The organism is Ruegeria sp. HKCCD4884, from assembly GCF_013110855.1.
Taxonomy (GTDB): domain Bacteria; phylum Pseudomonadota; class Alphaproteobacteria; order Rhodobacterales; family Rhodobacteraceae; genus Ruegeria.
Map to the genome: position 1 here is coordinate 97,723 of NZ_WVRJ01000001.1, position 18,858 is coordinate 116,580.

General features: G+C 57.3%; 18 protein-coding genes. 5 read left to right on the top strand and 13 right to left on the bottom strand.

Translation table 11 applies throughout. From position 1 onward, the window contains the following. Positions 1–26: 26 nt before the first annotated feature. The 7 genes from GS636_RS00450 to GS636_RS00480 all read right to left on the bottom strand — a co-directional run bounded on the left by GS636_RS00450 (position 27) and on the right by GS636_RS00480 (position 6,149). Positions 27–1,247, bottom strand: a complete 1,221-nt coding sequence (locus tag GS636_RS00450; protein WP_171089579.1) for an MFS transporter — start codon at positions 1,245–1,247, stop codon at positions 27–29. Positions 1,248–1,327: 80 nt separating this feature from the next. After that, the gene (locus tag GS636_RS00455) at positions 1,328–1,915 is read right to left on the bottom strand and encodes a YceI family protein (RefSeq protein WP_253762609.1); all 588 of its coding nucleotides are present in this window, start codon (positions 1,913–1,915) and stop codon (positions 1,328–1,330) included. Positions 1,916–1,985: 70 nt separating this feature from the next. Continuing rightward, the gene (locus tag GS636_RS00460) at positions 1,986–2,606 is read right to left on the bottom strand and encodes an ImuA family protein (protein WP_171668081.1); all 621 of its coding nucleotides are present in this window, start codon (positions 2,604–2,606) and stop codon (positions 1,986–1,988) included. A gap of 59 nt (positions 2,607–2,665) precedes the next feature. Beyond that, positions 2,666–3,247 carry a TIGR02281 family clan AA aspartic protease gene (locus GS636_RS00465; protein WP_171182865.1) on the bottom strand — a complete coding sequence of 194 codons (582 nt, stop codon included), beginning with the start codon at positions 3,245–3,247 and terminating at the stop codon, positions 2,666–2,668. Positions 3,248–3,289: 42 nt separating this feature from the next. Continuing rightward, entirely contained in the window at positions 3,290–3,910 is a 621-nt protein-coding gene (locus GS636_RS00470; RefSeq protein ID WP_171089588.1) for a MarC family protein, read from the bottom strand. Next, positions 3,907–4,299, bottom strand: a complete 393-nt coding sequence (locus GS636_RS00475) for an ACT domain-containing protein (protein ID WP_171668082.1) — start codon at positions 4,297–4,299, stop codon at positions 3,907–3,909. Before GS636_RS00475 ends, GS636_RS00470 begins: the two co-directional genes overlap by 4 nt. After that, positions 4,296–6,149 (bottom strand): ABC-F family ATP-binding cassette domain-containing protein, encoded by a 1,854-nt coding sequence (locus GS636_RS00480; protein ID WP_171668083.1) that lies wholly within the window; start codon positions 6,147–6,149, stop codon positions 4,296–4,298. The genes GS636_RS00475 and GS636_RS00480 overlap by 4 nt, the downstream gene beginning before the upstream one ends. Positions 6,150–6,256: 107 nt before the next feature. Here GS636_RS00480 and GS636_RS00485 point away from each other — a divergent pair, with 107 nt between their 5' ends. Together GS636_RS00485 and ndk are read left to right on the top strand one after the other, a co-directional pair. Then, the gene (locus GS636_RS00485) at positions 6,257–7,459 is read left to right on the top strand and encodes a multidrug effflux MFS transporter (RefSeq protein ID WP_171668084.1); all 1,203 of its coding nucleotides are present in this window, start codon (positions 6,257–6,259) and stop codon (positions 7,457–7,459) included. Positions 7,460–7,574: 115 nt separating this feature from the next. Then, positions 7,575–7,997, top strand: coding sequence for a nucleoside-diphosphate kinase (ndk, locus tag GS636_RS00490; protein WP_155143779.1), 423 nt, complete (start codon positions 7,575–7,577; stop codon positions 7,995–7,997). A 54-nt stretch (positions 7,998–8,051) separates the two neighbouring features. Here ndk and GS636_RS00495 read toward each other — a convergent pair whose 3' ends face one another. Beyond that, positions 8,052–8,399, bottom strand: coding sequence for a TfoX/Sxy family protein (locus GS636_RS00495; RefSeq protein ID WP_171089595.1), 348 nt, complete (start codon positions 8,397–8,399; stop codon positions 8,052–8,054). A gap of 122 nt (positions 8,400–8,521) precedes the next feature. Here GS636_RS00495 and GS636_RS00500 point away from each other — a divergent pair, with 122 nt between their 5' ends. Genes GS636_RS00500 through GS636_RS00510 form a run of 3 tightly spaced genes read left to right on the top strand, consistent with a single transcriptional unit; the run spans position 8,522 to position 11,310 of the window. Then, positions 8,522–10,087, top strand: coding sequence for a CHAD domain-containing protein (locus tag GS636_RS00500; protein WP_171668085.1), 1,566 nt, complete (start codon positions 8,522–8,524; stop codon positions 10,085–10,087). Positions 10,088–10,090: 3 nt separating this feature from the next. Next, entirely contained in the window at positions 10,091–10,846 is a 756-nt protein-coding gene (locus tag GS636_RS00505) for a ParA family protein (protein WP_171668086.1), read from the top strand. Continuing rightward, positions 10,843–11,310 carry a CYTH domain-containing protein gene (locus GS636_RS00510; protein ID WP_171668087.1) on the top strand — a complete coding sequence of 156 codons (468 nt, stop codon included), beginning with the start codon at positions 10,843–10,845 and terminating at the stop codon, positions 11,308–11,310. The genes GS636_RS00505 and GS636_RS00510 overlap by 4 nt, the downstream gene beginning before the upstream one ends. Here GS636_RS00510 and GS636_RS00515 read toward each other — a convergent pair. The 5 genes from GS636_RS00515 to GS636_RS00535 form a co-directional block, all read right to left on the bottom strand. Then, positions 11,307–12,677 (bottom strand): ATP-binding protein, encoded by a 1,371-nt coding sequence (locus GS636_RS00515; RefSeq protein WP_171089603.1) that lies wholly within the window; start codon positions 12,675–12,677, stop codon positions 11,307–11,309. The genes GS636_RS00510 and GS636_RS00515 overlap by 4 nt on opposite strands. Further along, entirely contained in the window at positions 12,670–13,350 is a 681-nt protein-coding gene (locus GS636_RS00520; protein WP_171089605.1) for a response regulator transcription factor, read from the bottom strand. Before GS636_RS00520 ends, GS636_RS00515 begins: the two co-directional genes overlap by 8 nt. Before the next feature lie 180 nt (positions 13,351–13,530). After that, positions 13,531–14,967: a DegQ family serine endoprotease gene (locus tag GS636_RS00525; protein WP_171668088.1), complete on the bottom strand. Its 1,437-nt coding sequence runs from the start codon at positions 14,965–14,967 to the stop codon at positions 13,531–13,533. Positions 14,968–15,712: 745 nt separating this feature from the next. After that, positions 15,713–16,315 carry an NTP transferase domain-containing protein gene (locus GS636_RS00530; protein ID WP_171646852.1) on the bottom strand — a complete coding sequence of 201 codons (603 nt, stop codon included), beginning with the start codon at positions 16,313–16,315 and terminating at the stop codon, positions 15,713–15,715. A gap of 31 nt (positions 16,316–16,346) precedes the next feature. After that, positions 16,347–18,764 carry an FAD-dependent oxidoreductase gene (locus GS636_RS00535; protein WP_171668089.1) on the bottom strand — a complete coding sequence of 806 codons (2,418 nt, stop codon included), beginning with the start codon at positions 18,762–18,764 and terminating at the stop codon, positions 16,347–16,349. Positions 18,765–18,858 lie beyond the last annotated feature (94 nt).

Below are 18,858 nucleotides of genomic sequence, written 5' to 3' on the forward strand. Positions count from 1 at the left end.
TGGGCCGGGAATTTCCCGGCCCTTTTTTATTCTTCCCGAGAGCGTTTCAACAGGCGCCCGACGGTAAAGGATGTGCGCGGAGCGTAGACATAGTTTGTCCGCTCTTCCGGCGTCGGGCGAGTGCGCATCCGTGCAAGACCAAAGATGATCAACCCCAGATGTCCGACGGCCACAAAGGCAAACAAAGCGCCGGGGCCGAACTGCTCGATCAGTGTCGAGGAAATATAGGGCGATGCAATTGCGCCCAAGGCGTACCAGAACATCAGGGCCGCAGACAGTTCGACCCGTTCTTCACTGGTGGCAAAGTCATTTGCGTGGGCCGAAGACAGCGAAAAGATCGGAAAGGTCGTCAGGCCAAAGAACCCGGCGGCCAGCATCACCCCAAGTGTCCCGGTCCCGCTTGCAGCCATCGTGAACCCGCAGCTCAGTACAGCAGCGGCAGACAACCAGATCAGAACCCAGCGTCGGTCATATTTGTCGGCCAGCCAGCCCAGTGGATACTGTGCCAGCGCCCCGCCCAAAACAAACGAGGCAAGGAAGAACGCGATCTGGTCCACGCCCAGACCGACTTCTTGCCCGTAGACTGGACCAACCATGCGGAAGGACGCAGAGCTGAGCGCCGAGACGATCACGCCAGCCACAGCCAGCGGGGAACATGCCCATGCAAGCTTGGGCCGCAGCCGCTGCGTGTTCGGTGTTTGCGGTTGGCTGGCACGTGTCAGGGTCAGGGGCAGTAGCGAAGCACAACACAGGATAGCCAACAGGTTGTAGGACACGTAAGAGGCAGGCGGCAGCACCGCGATCATCAACTGTGCGCCCAGCGAGGCACCCAGATCTACAAGCCGATAGGTCCCCATGGCCCGGCCGCGCGTTTCATTGGTGACTTTGGCGTTCAGCCATGCTTCGATCACGGTGTAGCATCCTGCAATACAGGTGCCCGACGCGATCCTGAGAACCGCCCAGATGTAGGGATTGTCTGTCAGGGTGTGACCGATCAATCCCATCGCGCCCAAGGCGGTGCAGACTGCGAAAGCACGAGAATGGCCGACACTGCCCATCAGGCGCGGTGCCCACCAGCACCCTACAAAAAAGCCAATAAAATGGGCTGAACCCAGCAGACCGATCTGCTCGGTCGTGAATTCCAGCGTGATTCCGGAAATAGCATCGAGCGGACCAACCCCGCCCGTCGACAGCTGCAACAGAATGGCCGAAAGAAAAAGGGCGGCAAAGGAAATGATCGTGCGCATAGTGATCTCAGATTGGCGTCGTTGCCGCACAATGCGCGCATCTATTCGACTTTATCGAGTCGTTTTTTGCGCTTTGTTAGTTAACGCGCACGGCTGATCTCGGCATGGATGTCCAGACCGACGTTGTCGCGAACCAGATCAGGATAGCCTGACGCGCCAAAGTCATGCCGGTTGAGGGCTCCGGTCAGGCCGATGGATAATGTGTTCAGATCGTCTGCCGCTGTGCCTGCCTGCCGATATAGATTGGCGTTCAGCGTGATCGGCCGCGTTACGCCTCGTACGGTCAGGTCCCCCGTAATGCGGGCCCCGTCCGAGATGCGCCCCTGTGCGCCAAGCTCAATTTTCGTTGAGACAAACCGGATCGTTGGGTGCTGTTTGGCATCCAGTACACTTGGGCTGAGCATGGGCATTCGGGCAAAAGGCAACCGCGTTCTGGCCTTGCTGACGTCCAGCACAACCGAGACTTGACTGTTCTGCAGTTGGCGCGTGTCGATGTTAACATCGGCGGATCGGATTGGCATGGATCCCGACTGCATTACGCCCGACAGATTGAAGCTGAAGCCGACCCTGGTGTCTGTTGTCGACAGAACGTAAGGGCTGAGCGTCGCGTGCGACGGTCGGGCAATGGGCAGGGACGCCAGCCCGGCAAGGAAAATGCGTCGGTTCATTACTGTCATGCCCGAAGGCTAGGGCGTGCACTGTGACCGGCCAATCAAACATTGCGTGATCGCGGCTTTTTCAGGCCGGGGCTTCGTTGGTCGCGATGCGCTTGAGGTGCAAGCCGGACCGGGCGGCGGTCATGCTGGCCTGCCATGTGACCGGGGGCAGGGCACGGGCGCGGCGGCGGGTCAGGGTCCAGCGCCGGGCCTCGCCCTGATGGGCGGCAGCCATGTGCCAGCGTGTCTCGACCCCTTGCGCGCCACCGTCACCAGGTGTCAGCAGCAGGCCAAGCGGAGCCCGCCCCATCGTGCCGCCCTGTTCGGCGGCCAGATGCATCCGGCGCACCGGTGTCAGACCCGGCGCGCCCGGCAGGTCGCCGATGATCAACGGGATCGCCCCGCTGCGCAGCGCCTCTTCCATGCACCACAACAGATCTTCGGCGCGGGTGGGGCGGACAAAGATGAACCGGGCTGGATCGGCAAAGGGCATCATCCCGTCCGGGTTCAGCTGACCAGGCTCCCACGCGGGCGAGATCCACAGCACGGGCCCCTGCGCCTGACTGGCCAGCCACATGGCAAAGCTGCGCCGGGCAGGGCCACATGCCTCGTGCACGCGGCCCAGTTGCAGGGTGATTTGACTATGTAGGTTCAACCCCGGAGCAGCGCGCGCGGGTTTTTGATCAAGAAGATGAGCCGCCATATAGGCAGGCTAACATGTTCTCATTTTGTTCTCAATGATCGAATGCAACCCTGAAGAGGTCAGCGCGACAGGATCATGCGCCCGTTTGCGAATTGGATGTTGGAAAATCGATGAAGGTAATCCATCCCCAGCAAGGACTTGTGCAGCTCGCCCTCATTAACCCAGGCAGATACGTTTTGATCGGTGATGGGGCCGACGGTCAGAGTTTCAAGCCGGACCGGGGCGGTGCGCACCTCACCGTTGGCGGTCAAGGCGCGCCCAAAGTAATTCAGTTGATCAGGGTCGATACCTGCACGTTTCGCGTCCTGTGCGCTCAGGACAATTTGGCTGGCACCGGTGTCGACAAGAAAGTTGATCGGTTCACCATTGACCAAAACGGGCAGATAATAGTGGCCATCATAGGCGCGAGGTACCTCAATCGTTTCGCCAGTAACGGTCATCTGTGGAGCAGGGCTAACCGTAGAACGGATATCTTCCCAAAGACCAATAATCGCGATGACGCCGACAAAAATGAACACCCAGGCCATCACCTGTTGCAACGTCTTGTTCAGGGACTGTCGATTGTACGAGATGAACCAGAACACCAGCACTGTGCCAAGTATGACCAGATACACCAGTTGTCCAAAGCTGCCGCCATCCATGTGGTTCACCCCACCAAAGTTACGTGCTGTTTATATGGGGGTTTAAGATGCAAAACCAAAGGCCTTTAGGCCATCCAGAATGAACTGCACCGACAAAGCCGCCAGCAGCATCCCCAGCAACCGGGTCAGCACATTCAACCCGGTTTTGCCCAGAATACGTGCGATCAGACCGCCTGACAGGAAGAAGATCAAAACGACGGCCATTACGGCCAGCATCACCAAGATTGCCTCGGCGATGCCCAGAAACCCCGGGTGCTGACCGGCCAGAAGGATGATCGTCGCAATCGACCCGGGCCCCGCCACCAAAGGAATAGCCAAAGGAAAAACGGACGGATCCGGGTGTTCTTCTTCTTCGGCCCGATCCTCGCGCCTTTTGGTGCGCCGTTCGAACAGCATGTCCAGCGCGGTCAGGAACAGCAGTGCACCGCCTGCAACTTTGAACGCCTCCATCGAGATGCCGACAAAGCCCAGAACCGCCTCACCAAAGGCTGCAAAGGCGATCAGGATGCCCGAGGCCACAGCACAGGTGCGATAGGCCGTCATGCGACGGGTCCGGGCATCCATACCCTGCGTCATCGCGACAAAAATCGGAGTTGTGCCAAACGGATCGATGACCACGAACAAGGTCGTGAACGCGGTGATGAAGAAAGCAAGGTCGATCATCCCGCAGCCTCCTGTTGCAGGTCTTTCAAAACAGCCAAAGCCTTTTCAGCCAAGGTGCTGGGAACGTACACGTGGTCATGGTGATACCCGGCAACCATGTTTGCCGGAATGTTGTTTTCCGCAAGGGCGGTCGAAACGGCAGCGGTCAGGCCCACCCCCTCAAGCGACGAATGAACCTGCAGTGTGATGCAGCGCATGGGCACCGCGTCTTCCGGTGCGGCGCCAACGGGGATGATCAGCGACAGACCTTCGGCTTCAATACAGCTTGCCCGTGTGCCTTCGGGCCAGGCTTTTTCTTGTGGCCAGACAACAAACGCAAATTCGCCCGGCTGAAGCACGGGGCGCATGCCTGCGATCATGGCCTTGGTTTCAACGACGGGCTTCATCATGCAACGTTTTCTGCCTGTTCCAGCCGTTCTGCCGCAGCAACCCATAGTGCTTCGGCCTTTTGCATCGCCTCGGTGACTTCCGCGAATTTGCGGTTCCAGGTTTCCAGATCGTTGATCTTGTCGTCTTCATACAAAGCCGGGTCCGACAGTTTGGCCGAAAGCTTGTCATGCATATCCGTCAGCTTCTCGATCCGATCCTCGCATTTGCGCAAATCGGCCCGCAAGGCCAGCATGGCCTCGCGCGAGGGGCGTTTGGGCTTGCTGACTTGCGGCTTTTCTTTGACAGGTTTGTCCCGCGCCAATAACAGAGATCGGTACGCTTCAAGGTCGCCGTCGAAGGGCTTGACCGTCCCGTCCGAGACCAACCAAAGCCGGTCCGCAACAAGGCTCAGAAGGTGCATGTCGTGGCTGACCAAAACGACCGCACCGGAGTATGCGGTCAACGCCTCGACCAGTGCTTCACGACTTTCAATATCAAGGTGGTTGGTCGGTTCATCCAGGATCAGCATATGCGGCGCATCAATCGTGGCGATCAGCAGCGACAGGCGCGCTTTCTGACCGCCGGACAGACGACCAACCTCGGTTTCGACCTGATCCGCGTTCAGTCCAAATCCAGCCAGCCGAGAGCGCCACTTGCCCGGCGCTTCGTCAGGACGCAGACGGCGCAGGTGGTCCAATGGCGTTTCGTCCACATAAAGCTCATCCACTTGATGCTGTGCGAAATAGCCGATGCGCAGCTTGTTGGAACGGCTCATCTTGCCCGCCATCAGGGGCAGGCGGTCGGACAAAAGCTTGGACAAGGTTGATTTGCCCTGACCGTTCTTACCCAACAGGGCAATCCGGTCATCCTGGTCAATCCGCAGGTTCAGGCGGCGCAGAACCTCAGTCTCGCCATAGCCGGTCACACCACCTTCGATCTGGATGATCGGCGGCGACAGTTCTTCTGGCTCGGGGAAGGAAAACGCGCGCAGCGCGGCCTCTTGCGGGGTTGAGACCAGTTGAATGCGCTCGATCATCTTCAGGCGGGATTGGGCCTGAACGGCCTTGGACGCCTTATAGCGGAAGCGATCGACGAAGCTTTGCAAATGCGCGATGCGGGCTTTAGCCTTGGCGTTTTCGGATTCCGCCTGTGCCAGACGTTCGGCGCGTCGTTCGGCGAATTTGTCATAAGGCACCGCGTAATAGGTCAGCTTGCGGTCTTCCAAATGCAGGATCGAGCCGACAGCACGGTTCAACAACCCTCGGTCGTGGCTGATTATGATCACCGTGTGCGGATATTTGGCCAAATAGCTTTCCAGCCACAACGCGCCTTCAAGGTCCAGATAGTTGGTTGGTTCGTCCAGCAACAGCAGATCAGGCTGCGAGAACAACACCGCCGCCAAAGCGACACGCATCCGCCAGCCGCCCGAGAAATCGGAACACGGGCGCAACTGGTCTTCGTCGTCAAAACCCAAGCCTTTGAGGATCGAGGCAGCGCGCGCCTCGGCCGACCAGGCATCGATATCGGCAAGGCGGGTCTGGATCTCGGCAATGCGGGCCGGGTCATCCGCCGTCTCAGCCTCGGCCATCAAGGTGCTGCGTTCTGTATCAGCGGCAAGAACCGTGTTGATCAACGAGACCTCAGACGAGGGCACCTCTTGCGCCACACCACCAATCCGAGCGCGTTTGGGGACCAGGATATTGCCGGACTCCAGCGCCAGTTCCCCCCGGATCAGGCGGAAGAGGGTGGTCTTTCCGGTGCCATTCCGGCCCACAAGGCCAACCTTGTGCCCGTCTGGGATGGTTGCGGTTGCGCCGTCAAATAAAGGGCGGCCTTCAACGGCATAGGTGATGTCTTCGATCCGTAACATGGGCCGCTCTTAGCAGAGGCGTGATGCCGCCGCCAGCGGCTTGGCATGTTCAAGCGTCATGCAATGTGTTAGCGCTGTGTCGTTTGCTTTTCTGAACGGTTTTTCCCATGCGCGCGGCCCAAACGCCCCCTCATCTGATCACACTGATCTTTGCCACTGCGTTGTCGGTGCTGTCGCTGAACATGTTCCTGCCGTCGCTGGCCCATATGAGCGAAGATTTCGGCGTGGATTACGGCCTTATGAACCTGTCGGTTGCCGGTTATCTGGCGATTTCAGCCATGCTCCAACTGATCATGGGGCCGTTGTCTGATCGCTTCGGGCGCAGGCCGATCCTGTTGATGTGCATGACGATCTTCGTCGTCGCCTCAATCGGTTGCACACTGGCCGAGTCGATCTGGGTGTTCCTGGGTTTCCGTCTTTTGCAGGCCGCAGTGGTGGCCGGGTCGGTTCTGTCCAGCGCATCGATCAGAGACCGGTACCCACCGAACGAGGCGGCCAGCAAACTGGGGTATGTGGCGATGGCCATGGCTTTGGCGCCGATGCTTGGACCGATGCTGGGCGGCGGGCTGGATATGCTCTTTGGCTGGCGCTCTGGCTTTGTGCTTTACACTGTGCTGGGGGCAGGGCTGTTGGTTTTGCTGTGGTTTGACATGGGCGAGACCAACATGAACCGCTCGTCCACCTTTACAGCCCAACTGCGCGAATATCCGGATTTGTTTCGCGCCCGACGGTTTTGGGGTTACGCCTTATGCGCGTCGTTTTCGATTGGCGGTTTCTACAGCTTCATAACCGGCGCGCCACTGGTCGCCGCCGCTTGGTTCGATCTGAGCCCTGCGATGTTGGGCCTTGGCATTGGAATCATCACCGGCGGGTTCATGGTGGGTAACTTCGTCACTGGCCGGATCGCGGCGCGGACACGTCTGACCACGATGATCCTGATCGGACGGATTGTAGCTTCGACCGGGCCGTTCTGTGGATTGCTTTTGTTTCTTGCTGGCCTTGGGTCGGTCTGGGTGTTCTTCGGCTCGGCCATATGTGTGGGATTCGGCAACGGGCTGACCAACGCCAATGCCTCGGCAGGCGTCATGTCCGTGCGCCCCAGGCTGGCAGGCAGCGCAGCAGGGTTGTCTGGTGCGATGGTGGTGGCGCTGGGTGCAATCCTGACCTCGATGACAGGTGCATTTGTCAGCCCGGAAAACGGTCCGTTTCTGGTTCTGGGCATGATGTGGGCATGCAGTTTTGCCGGGTTGCTTGCAGTGCTGTATGTCCGTCGTCTCGACCGGATCGACCCGTTGCCGGACACATTCTGAACCCCAAAGCGGCGAATGGACTATCATAACACTTTTCATAAGCCAAAGACCGTGATACGCGGCGCGCGATGGATTTCGGCGCGGGCCCCGCGCCACATTGTAAGGAGAGGCCGACATGGCACTGGAACGCACATTCTCGATCATCAAACCCGATGCAACCCGCCGCAACCTGACTGGCAAAATCAACGCCAAGTTCGAAGAGGCCGGCCTGCGCATCGTCGCGCAAAAGCGCATCCACATGACCAAAGAGCAAGCTGGCAAGTTCTACGAAGTGCACGCCGAGCGTCCGTTCTATGACGAACTGTGCGAATTCATGTCGTCGGCTCCGGTTGTTGTTCAGGTTCTGGAAGGCGAAGGCGCCATTGCAAAGAACCGCGAAGTCATGGGTGCAACCAACCCTGCAGACGCGGCGGCTGGCACCATCCGCGCCGAGTTTGCCGAGTCGGTTGGCGAAAACTCGGTCCACGGTTCGGACGCACCTGAAACCGCAGCGGTAGAGATCGCGTACTTCTTCTCGGGCATCGAACTGGTCGGCTAAGCCACCGCTTCTGCCAACGTATTGGGCCGCTCCGCTTGGGGCGGCCTTTTTTGTTCAGACTTGCTTTAGATCTTGTGGTGCAACGCGCACGCCAATGGCATCCAGATCGGCGATCATCTTATTTTCCGGCGCGGCACTGTTGCCTGCTTTTATCGCGTCAAAGCGCTGCCGTAGGGCTTTCTTTTCTTCGCCCTTGCAGTCGTTCCATGGACGGCCCTGCAACCCCATCACCAGAACGTAGTAGCCGATAAAATGGGCCTTGGTTCCGGCGCGTAAAAGGCGGGCATAAGCCTCGTCTGGCCCCAGCTCTCGCAATTCTTCCGCCGAATGAATACCTGCACGGGCGCAGGCTTGTTCGAAAGCCGGGCCAAGGTTTCGGATCGATGAAACAGGGTCGCTCATTCGTTCGTTTTACGTTCATCCCTCAGCCCTGTCACCCGAGGATTACGTTTGGTCAAAACGGAATGTCTTGATGTTTTCTCAAGCTTGCGTTTGCATGAGGCGAGGCTTTCGCGGAGGGTCGAGTGTTTGAACACAAAAAGACCAAGGAAGGATCGGCAGAAGGGGGAATGACTGTGCCGCCTGAAGCTCTGTTCTTTCTGTCCTCGCTGATGGACACGAAAGCTCTTGAAGCTTCTTTGACGGGTTTAACTTTGGTGATTGAGCCAAAAGGCACAAGCAAGCCTTTTTCGCTGTTGGATTGCCATGATCAGACCCAGCGCGCAGCGGGTCGAGTGCTGATCGAAAGCGGTGCGGCATTGCACTTGCTACAAAAAGGCCAACGCCCGTTGTCCCAGAACGGCATGGGTAATGGGCGATTTGTTCAGAACCTGCCTGACGGTGAAGTTCGGGCAGCGTTGGAGGATTTTCCAAAGCTCAGGGCCCTGATGCAGATCGGGGTTGGTAAGCTGGAAGAGAAGTCTTTTGTAGTGCTGGATGAGCTGCAAAAGACCCAGGTCAGAGGGGTGATCTGGTCTATGACGTCAACCTCGGGGCGGGCTACGGTTGTTCGATTGCACGGATTGCGCGGTTACGAGCGTGCCTATCAAAAGGTCTGTTCTTCAATCGTTGAACTGCCGGGCTGCGCACAGGGCGTTGAATCGTTGTATGCGGGTCTGTTTCCGGGCTTGGTGATCTACCGGGCCAAGCCCGAGATCGCGCTTGGGAAAACGGAGCCTTCGCTCGAAGTGGCGACAGATATTATCCACACCTATCTGAAGGTTGCCCGGCAAAACGAAGAGGGCTTAGTCGCCGATATCGATACAGAGTTTCTGCACGATTACCGTGTGTCGTTGCGCAAGATCCGGTCTGTGGTCAGCCTGTTCAAAGGGGTGTTTTCCGAAGATCAGACCGCCGATCTGAAACGCGTTTTTTCGGACCTTATGGCACCAACCGGGCGGCTGCGCGATCTGGATGTATATCTTTTGGAAAAAGACATGTATTTCAGCCTCATACCGGCCAATCTTCATTTGGGCTTGCGGGCGATGTTTGACCAGTTTCAGAAAGAGCGCAAACAGGAATTGTCGCGCTTGTCTCGCAGATTGCGCAGCCGTGACTACGACGCCTCGATGAACCGGCTGATCGAAAAGTTTGACGGCACCGCCCATTTGCAACCCGGGCCAAATTCGGACCGGGGCGCTTATGATTATGCCTGTGCGCTGATCTGGAAACGCTATCGCAAGGTATGCAAAATCGCGCGCAAAATTTCTGATGACACTCCGGATGAGACGGTCCACGACCTGCGTATCGACTGTAAGAAACTGCGCTATTTGATGGAGTTCTTTGCCCCGCTATTTGACGCAAAGGCATTCAAAAAAATCCTCAAGCCTCTGAAAAAGCTGCAAGATAACCTGGGCCTGTTCAATGATTATTCCGTGCAACAAGAGGCGCTGCTGACATTTGTCTCGCAGCAAAGCAACGCACAGGGTCGCGTGGATGCACAGATCGGTTTAGCCGCGGGAGGGTTGATTTCTGTGCTGGATCAACGCCAAAAATTCGAGCGCAGCCGCGTCATCACCAGTTTCCAGCATTTTGACAGCCCTGAAACCCAGCATCTTTTCCGCAGTTTGTTTCACCAGAATGAGGAGTAAGGGATGAAGATCATTGCCTGCTACAGCAACAAGGGCGGTGTCGGCAAAACCGCAACCTCGGTGAATCTGGCATATGCCTATGCGCAGGCGGGGAAGCAGGTTTTGCTGTGTGATCTCGACCCTCAGGGCGCGTCGGGTTTTTATTTTCGCGTGAAACCCTCAAAGAAGCTGACGGACGCGCGGTTTTTTGAGGACGTTGAACGGTTCATCAAAGCAATCCGGGCCAGCGATTTCGAAGGTTTGGACGTGCTGCCTGCAAACCTGACTTTCCGTGATTTCGATGTCTTCCTGTCCCGGATGCGGAACAAACGCTCGCGCCTGAAAAAGGCACTGGTTTCGGCAGGCAGTGACTATGACGTGATCATTTTGGATTGTCCGCCGAACTTTTCGACCCTGTCGGAAAACATCTTCAAGGCAGCGGATGAAATCGTCGTGCCGGTTATTCCCACAACGCTGTCTGAACGCACATTCGACCAGTTGGTTAGCTTTTTTGATGAACACAATCTGCGAAAGAAAAAGCTGAGGGCGTTCTTTTCGATGGTCCAGCAGCGGAAGGTTCTGCATCAGGAAACGATGCTGTCGATGCGCAAGCTGTATCCTAAACGGTTTTTGCAAACGACGGTGCCATTTGCGGCGGACATCGAAAAGATGGGTCAACACCGCGCCCCGGTCAGCACTTATGCCGGGCGCAGCGTGGCCTGTGCATCCTACCGAGCGTTGTTCGAAGAATTGGAAAATGGAGTGGTTTCAACCCAATGAGCAAGGAAATCGAACGCAAGTTTCTGGTGGCTACCTTGCCGGACCTGAGTAGTGCGCAGAAAGCCGTTGTGCGACAGGGATACTTGACGGCGCCTGATGACTCGACCGAATTGCGGTTGAGGCAGAAGAACGAAGCATTTTTTCTGACTTTGAAAGGTGGCGGTGGTTTGGTCCGTGTTGAGCGTGAGGCACAGATTACGGAAGAACAGTTTGAAACCTTTTGGCCCGAAACCGAAGGTCGCCGCGTCGAGAAAGAGCGGTACACCGGACGATTGCCGGATGGGCTCATGTTTGAGCTGGATATCTTTTCGGGCGATCTGGCGTCTTTGCGTCTGGTTGAAGTGGAATTCGACTCGGAAGAAGATGCCGCGGCTTTTGTCCCACCGGATTGGTTCGGGGCGGATGTGACAGAAGACAAACGCTATAAAAACAAGACGATGGCGACAGAAGGTATCCCTTTTTAAGGGTTCTGGGCCAGATAGATCGTCGCCTGTAGCCCAGGATCACAGTTTTGGGCTGCAAACCTGCCGCCATGCATATGCGAAATCGCTGCGACCAATGCCAGTCCCAACCCGGCGTTGCGCTCTGTCCGCGCAGGGTCAAGTGTAACGAATGGAAGTTGCAGGCGATCCAGTTCTTCGGGTGGGACGCCTGGGCCTTGGTCGCGCACGTGCAGGCATGCAAAACCGTTTTCGGCATCCAGCGAAATCGTGATGGTCGAATCCGCAGGCGCATATCGCATCGCGTTTTCAAGCAGGTTGGACAGGGCCTGTGACAGAAGCGGGCGGTGCCCTTCGATCGGGGGGGCAGAGCCAATGACGTCTAGTGAAATACCCTGATCGGCGGCAACAGGGTCGTATAGTTCAACCACATCACCGACCAATTGCTGCAAGTCGATGGTTTCAAACTGTTCGCGCCCAAGCCCGGCTTCGGCGCGTGAAATTTCGGTCAGTTGTGCCAGCACGCGCAGGACGTGGTCTATTTCAGCCGTTGCACGGGCGACATCTACCTCACGGTCCAGATCGGTTTTTCCCGGCTCTGACAGGGCCTCGACACGCTGGCGCAGGCGCGAGAGCGGAGAGCGCAGGTCATGCGCTATGGAATTCGACGTGGTGCGCAGGTTGCTGATCAATTCTTCGATCCGGTCCAGCATGTTGTTCAACGTGCCCGAGACCTGGTCAAATTCGTCGCCGGTTCCGCGCAAAGGCATTCTTTTGGATAGATCGCCAGACACGATGTTTTCGGCCGTGCTGGCTATGTCCGAAAGGCGTGCAAAGACCAGACGCGTGAACAGCCAGCCGGTGATCACGCTCAGCACAAAGGCGATCCCCAGTGCCAATGCGACCGACCTGAACAGGACGCGATCAAACTGCTGACGTGTGGCGGCATCGCGCCCAACCAGAAGACGCTCCCCGCCCGGCAGGCGGATTGAGGCGGCAGAAACCGGGACAAGCTGGTCATTGTCGGCGCGGCGAAGCTCCAGATCGACCCAACCGCTGCCTGCCGCAACATTTACGGGCCAGGATTTCAGATTGCCGACCAGCTTGACGCCCATCCGGTCCGTCAAAAGGTAAAGCGCGTCACGTTCAGAGGCGCTTGGCAGGCGACGCTCAATTGCGGTGATCAGCCCAAGCAGACCTCGCCGTTCATATTCATCCGCCAATCCCGTCAACTCGGCAGAGACGACCGAGCGTGTCTCGGATTCAATGCTTCGGTTTGCGGTGACGTACACCACAGCCAGCACCGAAGCAGTCAAAAAGGTGCTGAGAAACATGCTGGTCGCGACCAGCCTTGTTCTGGAATTGTTCAGGGAAAGCCGCAGGTTATCCATCAGACATCATGTAACCCGCACCGCGAACGGTTTCAATCAACGGGGTATCGCCGCCTTCATCCAATTGTCGACGCAGCTTTGAAATATGGACGTCGACAACATTGGTGTTTGGGTCGAAATGATAGTCCCAAACGCCTTCCAGCAGCATAGTGCGCGACACCACGCGGTTCTTGCGACGCAGAAAAAACTCTAGGATCTGGAACTCGCGCGGGGTGAGCGTAATCTCGTGCCCATCGCGGGTGACTTTTCGGGTCAACAGATCCATCTCAAGGTCTTTGCAGGTGAGCGTTGGCGTTTCTTCGGATTCCTGCGGACGTCTCAGCAGAGCTTCGATTCGGGCATGTAACTCCTGAAAGGAAAACGGCTTGACCAGATAGTCGTCCGCGCCCGAGCGCAGACCCTTGACCCGTTCGTCCACCGCGCTCATGGCTGTCAGCATTAGGACGGGTGTTTTCAAACCGGCTGCGCGAAGAGATTTGATCAATGACAGCCCATCCAAGCCTGGCAGCATCCGGTCCAGTACAATGGCGTCGAACCCTCCATCTGTGGCGTGATACAACCCTTCGCGACCATCTTCTGCGGTTTCAACCACATAGCCTTCTTCGCCGAAGCCTTTGGCGATGAAGTCCCTGGTGTCAGCGTCATCTTCCACGATCAACAGACGGCGGCTCATGGTCGGGCTCCTTTCTATCGGGATTTAAACACAATTTTCAGGTGATGCACATTGAATTCGGGGGATCTTGCCGGGTGCTGGGCATGCACCCGGCAAGCCCGGCGGATAGTGGACAACTCTGTTCCGCCGGGTGAGGCGCGCGCCGAAAATCCCCATCAAGCGGCGCGCGCGTGTTCAAGGTTAGGCCAGTTCGACCGCGACGAAGATCTGGCTGCCACCGCGATTGATCAGCACCAGCGCCGGATCGGTTTTTTCGCTGTCCAGTGCAGCCTTCAAGGCGTCAGGTGTGAACGTGTCCTGGTTGCCAAGTTTGACGATGACGTCACCACGCTGCAGACCGGCCTTTGCGGCTGGGCTGTCCGGTTTCAGGTCTGTGACCACAACGCCTTCGACCGTCTCGGACACACCGGTCTCGGCGCGTACCGTCTCGGTCAGCGGGGCGACTGTGACGCCCAGCGTGGTGCCTGCAACCTCAGCTTCGACCGGCGTGTCGGCCTGCGCAGACGCTGCCTGGTGTTGACCCACGGTCAAAGTCAGCGTTTCCTCTTTACCGTCACGCAAGACTTTCAAGGTACTGTCAGTACCAACTTTGGTTGTGCCGACCAGAATGGGCAAATCACTGCTGGAATCGACGGCTTCGTCATTGAAGGACAGGATCACATCGCCCTGTTTCAGAACGCCATCCGCTGGGCTGTCGGCAACCACATCAGACACTAGTGCACCGGATGACGCATCGATCCCGAGGGCTGCAGCGAGTTGCGGGCTGACGTTTTGGATCGAAACACCCAGCCAGCCGCGGCTAACCTGGCCATCGTCACGCAAATCGGCGGTGATGTGTTCTACGATGTTCGACGTCACGGCGAAGCCTAGGCCCACCGACCCACCGCTGGGTGAATAAATGGCTGAATTCACTCCAATAACCTCACCATCCATGTTGAACAGGGGTCCACCTGAATTGCCCTTGTTGATGGCCGCGTCCGTCTGGATGAACTCTGCGTAGGGGCCTTCGGAAATGTTGCGACCCTTTGCTGAGACGATACCGGTGGTTACGGTTGAACTCAGACCAAACGGGTTACCGATGGCCACAACATCTTCGCCGACGCGGATTACATCGCTGTCGCCCATCTCAACGGCCTGAAGTGCGGTGTCCGCATCGATTTTCAAAACGGCGATATCGGTCAGTGGGTCTGTTCCGATCACTTCGGCCTCAAAGGTGCGGTCATCGTTCAGCCGCACGGTCACGGTTGAAGCGTTTTCCACGACATGGTGATTGGTGACAATGTATCCCGCTTCATCCAGAACAAAGCCCGAGCCCAAACCCTGTGCTGGGCCTTGCTGGGGGGCGTTGAAGCCTTCGGGCGCGCCGAAGCGTTTGAAGAATTCGCCAAACGGATGCCCGTCGAAGTCAAAGTTTTGCCCGGGTGTCGCACCGGGTACGATTTCTTGTTCCGCGATGATGGTCACGACCGAAGGTGAAACGGTTTCGACCAGATCTGCCAATGCCTCGTCCGCCATGGATGGAATGGCAGTTGTTGCCAGCATGGCTGCGCCCAAGGCACTGATGCCCATCCAGTTGGAGGTCCGGGGAAGTAATAGCGATGATTTGCGGATGCTCATTTCTGTCTCCTGTATGTGTCGCGCAGGTGCGACTGCGCGTTGAAACAAGAGATGGACCGGCAGGATTGGTCTTTCCTTAGGGATATGTGAAGAAATCTTAATTTTGCCACAAACCCAGTGTTCTGTGGCGGCCGACGTCAGTACGGGATTCGCTAAAATTACCGGGTTGTCGGCGTGCGAATCGGAGGATTGTTGCTGAAATCGACGTCAAACTTTCAAAAGCATTGAATTATTTTTGTTTTGTTGACAATGATCCTTCGACAGGATGGGGAAAAATACAGCTCCCTCAATGGTTGTGCTCAGGTTGGCGTTTAGCTGGACTTGATGTGAAAACTTTGACGTGAGCGAGGCGTAAGCACGAATAAGTTTGTGCATAACCTCGAATCGTTATCGTGTGTACAATCGTTCAATCCCCTATAGGTTGATTGACGTGTGGAGCGTTGTTGCTCAAAAACCATTCAAAGTTGAGCTAAGTTAACCATACCTTCCAATTTTACGTTGTTTCGCGTGTTCAGATCAGTGAGGATGAACATGCCCAAGTGAGGGGGAGCCAAAAGCGCTAGGGGGCGCTGCTGGTTCACTCAGTCACCGAGAGTTTTAGCGGCGTGTTAACGAGGGGGTCTTGTTTAGGTTTGGCTGCTATGTAGTCGGGTTGTCGTGAAGGCAAGCTGACCAGGCTTTTGGGATTGAGAAAAGTGGTAGTCCTGTTTTGGGCACCGGCCCGGTCTTCAAGACCGGGCCGTGTTTATTTTAGGCGCCGCTTTTTGAGCCAAGCGTTCCAGTCATCGGGCGTATCCAGGTCAAGCAGAGCATTTCGGTCTGGCAAGCGGTGCAGATGTACTTTGCCTTGATGAGCCCGCACCACTTGTTGAGCACCGTCATCGCCCTGCAAATCTGAGAGTTGGCCAAAAAGGCTTCGGTCAAAGATCACCGGATGACCGGGTTTGCCCTGCGCAGTGGCACCGCGCCAGACAAGCTTGTCGGGGTGGGTTTTGCGTGCGTTCAAGACCGCAGCCAGATTGGCACTGGAAAGATCCGGCAGATCCGCCAACAAGACCATCACTGCTGGAGCGTCGGACGAAACCCGTCGCATCGCAGCGCGCAGGCTTGCGTTCATGCCTTCTTCGGCGTCGGGAACAGGTACTGCCTGAACATCCAAACCATTCAGCGCGTCATATCTGGGGTGTGGTTTAGGGGGCAGGGCAGCAAGCACGGGGCCGACAGCCTGCGCGCTGCGCGCCGATCGCGTCAACAAGGGGACCCCGTCAATCATTTGCAACAACTTGTCCACGCCGCCCATGCGGCTGGATTGTCCGGCGGCCAGCAGGATGATGGGAATATCAGTCATGCCGTCACAATGCCGCCGGTAGAACGCAGTGTCATCCCCTCATGCGTGCACCGTCCGGGTCAAACAAAGGCTTTGAGAGTACTTTTGCCTTGCACATCTGCCCAAGGATTTCGATTTCGACCTCTAATCCATCGGAGACGCGGTCAGAAGGTAAGAAACCCATTGCAATGGATTTTTGCGCGAAGTGAGAGTACCCGCCCGATGTACAGAAACCGACCACAGTACCGTCCAGCCAGATTGGTTCATAGGCGTTCACATCTGCGTCGTCTGCATCGACTTCGAAGGCGACCAAGTTGCGGTTGGTTCCGTCAGCACGTTCTGCCTCGGCAACGGCGCGGCCGATAAAGTCGCTGTTCTTACGGAATGAGATAAAGCGGTCCAGCCCGGTTTCCGCAGCGGTGTAGTCGGGCGAGAATTCTCGCATCCACGAGCCGAAAAACTTGTCCAGCCTCAGGCTCATCATTGCGCGCATCCCAAAAGGAACCATGCCATGCGCTTGGCCGACTTCCCACAAAGCCCACCAGAGTTGCCGCTGGGCCATAGGATCGCAGTAGATCTCGTACCCCAAATCGCCGGTATAGCTGACCCGCTGAACGATGCATTCGGTCATGCCAACGGTCATGCGGCGAACATCAAGAAACTGGAATTCACTGAGGTCATCTCGGGTGCAGGCGGCCAGAACCTGCGTTGCCTTGGGACCAGCGATCTGAAACCCGTTCAAGCGGTCGCTGATGTTCTCGATGGAAACGCCATCCTGCGCATTTTGCAGGAACCAGCGCATGTGGAACGCTTGACTGCCATAGGAGGCTGTCAACTGAAACTCGGTTTCGCTCAGGCACGACGCGGTGAAATCGCCAATCAGTTTGCCTTTAGGCGACAGCATCGGTGTCAGGGACAGGCGTCCGGGTTTTGGCATACGTCCTGCCATTATCCGGTCCAACCAATCCCGCGCCGCTGGTCCGGTGATCCGGTATTTGCCGAAGTTATGGACCTCGTTTATGCCAACGTTCTCGCGCACGGCACGCACTTCGCGTCCCGTCGCCTCGAAGGCGTCTGAACGACGGAACGAAGGCGTTTCGTAGCCCGGCTCATCCCCTTGGGCAAAGTAGTTGGCGACTTCGAGCCCAAATTGCTGGCCCCAGACTGCGCCCAGATCGCTGAAGATGTCGTACATCGGCGTCGTGCGGTTCGGGCGCGCAGCTGGCAGTTCCTCGTTCGGGTAGGCGACGCTGAAGCGTTTCTGGTAATTCTCGATCACTTTGGGGCGCGTATAACCGGGGCTGATCCAGTCGCCGAACCGGGCCACGTCCATGGCAAAGACATCGCGCTCTGGCTCGCCCTCGATCATCCATTGCGCCAGTGTCAGGCCAACCCCGCCGCCCTGGCTGAATCCGGCCATCACGCCACAAGCCGACCAGTAATTGCGCATTCCAGGCACCGGCCCGACCAGCGGGTTGCCGTCGGGCGCAAAGGTGAACGGCCCGTGGATTACAGACTTCACACCAGCTTCGGCGAGAACCGGGAAACGTTTGTAGGCGAACTCGATGCTGTCGGTGATTTTGTCATAGTCATCAGGCAGCAGTTCGTGACCAAACTCCCACGGCGTGCCATCCACAGCCCAGGGTTTGCAAGGCTGCTCGTAGAACCCTATGCAAAGCCCACGTCCTTCTTGCCGAAGATAACTTTCGCCAGCCGGGTCCATCACATGTGGATGCTCGCCACCCGCATCAATGATCGCTTCGATCTGCGGGATCGAATCCGTGACCAGATACTGGTGCTCCATCGGGTGCAGAGGGAAGTAGACACCGGCCATCGCGCCCACTTCACGCGCCCATAGGCCGCCTGCGTTGACTACATGCTCGGCGTGAATGGTGCCCTTGTCCGTCACGACTTCCCAAGTGCCATCGGGGCGTTGATTGGTTTCGCGTACCATGCAATGGGTTTCGATTGTTGCCCCGCCCATGCGTGCGGCCTTGGCATAGGCATGAGTGGTGCCCGACGGATCCAGATGCCCGTCCAGAGGATCAAACAGCGCGCCGATGATGCCATCGGTATTGGTGATAGGTGCGATCTTTTTGATCTCGTCTGGCCCGACGATTTCCGTCTCAAGCCCCATGAAACGGTGCTTGGCGCGTTCTGCCAACAGCATGTCGAAGCGGTCCTGATTGTCGGCCAGCGTCACGCCACCCACATGATGCAGACCGCAGGACATGCCTGTGATCTCTTCCAGTTCTTTATACAGCCGGATGGTATAGCCCTGAAGCGCGGCCATGTTGGTGTCGCCGTTCAGCGTGTGAAACCCACCCGCCGCGTGCCAGGTCGAGCCCGAGGTCAGTTCAGAGCGTTCCAGCAGCATGACATCTGACCAACCCAGTTTGGTCAGGTGATACAGAACGGAACAGCCGACGACACCGCCGCCGATGACCACCACGCGGGTTTGCAATTTCATAGGGACCTCCGATTGATTTCCGCCAGTGTGCGCAGCGCGCCCTTAGGCGCAATGCCAAATGCGACAAAACTTGTCGTGGAAGTCATTTGCAGTG

What these genes read in the sequence shown, in the direction of transcription:
- GS636_RS00450 (WP_171089579.1), bottom strand. Translation starts at nt 1,247, where the DNA reads ATGCGCACGATCATTTCCTTTGCCGCCCTTTTTCTTTCGGCCATTCTG.
- GS636_RS00455 (WP_253762609.1), bottom strand. Translation starts at nt 1,915, where the DNA reads ATGAACCGACGCATTTTCCTTGCCGGGCTGGCGTCCCTGCCCATTGCC.
- GS636_RS00460 (WP_171668081.1), bottom strand. Translation starts at nt 2,606, where the DNA reads ATGGCGGCTCATCTTCTTGATCAAAAACCCGCGCGCGCTGCTCCGGGG.
- GS636_RS00465 (WP_171182865.1), bottom strand. Translation starts at nt 3,247, where the DNA reads ATGGATGGCGGCAGCTTTGGACAACTGGTGTATCTGGTCATACTTGGC.
- GS636_RS00470 (WP_171089588.1), bottom strand. Translation starts at nt 3,910, where the DNA reads ATGATCGACCTTGCTTTCTTCATCACCGCGTTCACGACCTTGTTCGTG.
- GS636_RS00475 (WP_171668082.1), bottom strand. Translation starts at nt 4,299, where the DNA reads ATGATGAAGCCCGTCGTTGAAACCAAGGCCATGATCGCAGGCATGCGC.
- GS636_RS00480 (WP_171668083.1), bottom strand. Translation starts at nt 6,149, where the DNA reads ATGTTACGGATCGAAGACATCACCTATGCCGTTGAAGGCCGCCCTTTA.
- GS636_RS00485 (WP_171668084.1), top strand. Translation starts at nt 6,257, where the DNA reads ATGCGCGCGGCCCAAACGCCCCCTCATCTGATCACACTGATCTTTGCC.
- ndk (WP_155143779.1), top strand. Translation starts at nt 7,575, where the DNA reads ATGGCACTGGAACGCACATTCTCGATCATCAAACCCGATGCAACCCGC.
- GS636_RS00495 (WP_171089595.1), bottom strand. Translation starts at nt 8,399, where the DNA reads ATGAGCGACCCTGTTTCATCGATCCGAAACCTTGGCCCGGCTTTCGAA.
- GS636_RS00505 (WP_171668086.1), top strand. Translation starts at nt 10,091, where the DNA reads ATGAAGATCATTGCCTGCTACAGCAACAAGGGCGGTGTCGGCAAAACC.
- GS636_RS00510 (WP_171668087.1), top strand. Translation starts at nt 10,843, where the DNA reads ATGAGCAAGGAAATCGAACGCAAGTTTCTGGTGGCTACCTTGCCGGAC.
- GS636_RS00515 (WP_171089603.1), bottom strand. Translation starts at nt 12,677, where the DNA reads ATGGATAACCTGCGGCTTTCCCTGAACAATTCCAGAACAAGGCTGGTC.
- GS636_RS00520 (WP_171089605.1), bottom strand. Translation starts at nt 13,350, where the DNA reads ATGAGCCGCCGTCTGTTGATCGTGGAAGATGACGCTGACACCAGGGAC.
- GS636_RS00525 (WP_171668088.1), bottom strand. Translation starts at nt 14,967, where the DNA reads ATGAGCATCCGCAAATCATCGCTATTACTTCCCCGGACCTCCAACTGG.
- GS636_RS00530 (WP_171646852.1), bottom strand. Translation starts at nt 16,315, where the DNA reads ATGACTGATATTCCCATCATCCTGCTGGCCGCCGGACAATCCAGCCGC.
- GS636_RS00535 (WP_171668089.1), bottom strand. Translation starts at nt 18,764, where the DNA reads ATGAAATTGCAAACCCGCGTGGTGGTCATCGGCGGCGGTGTCGTCGGC.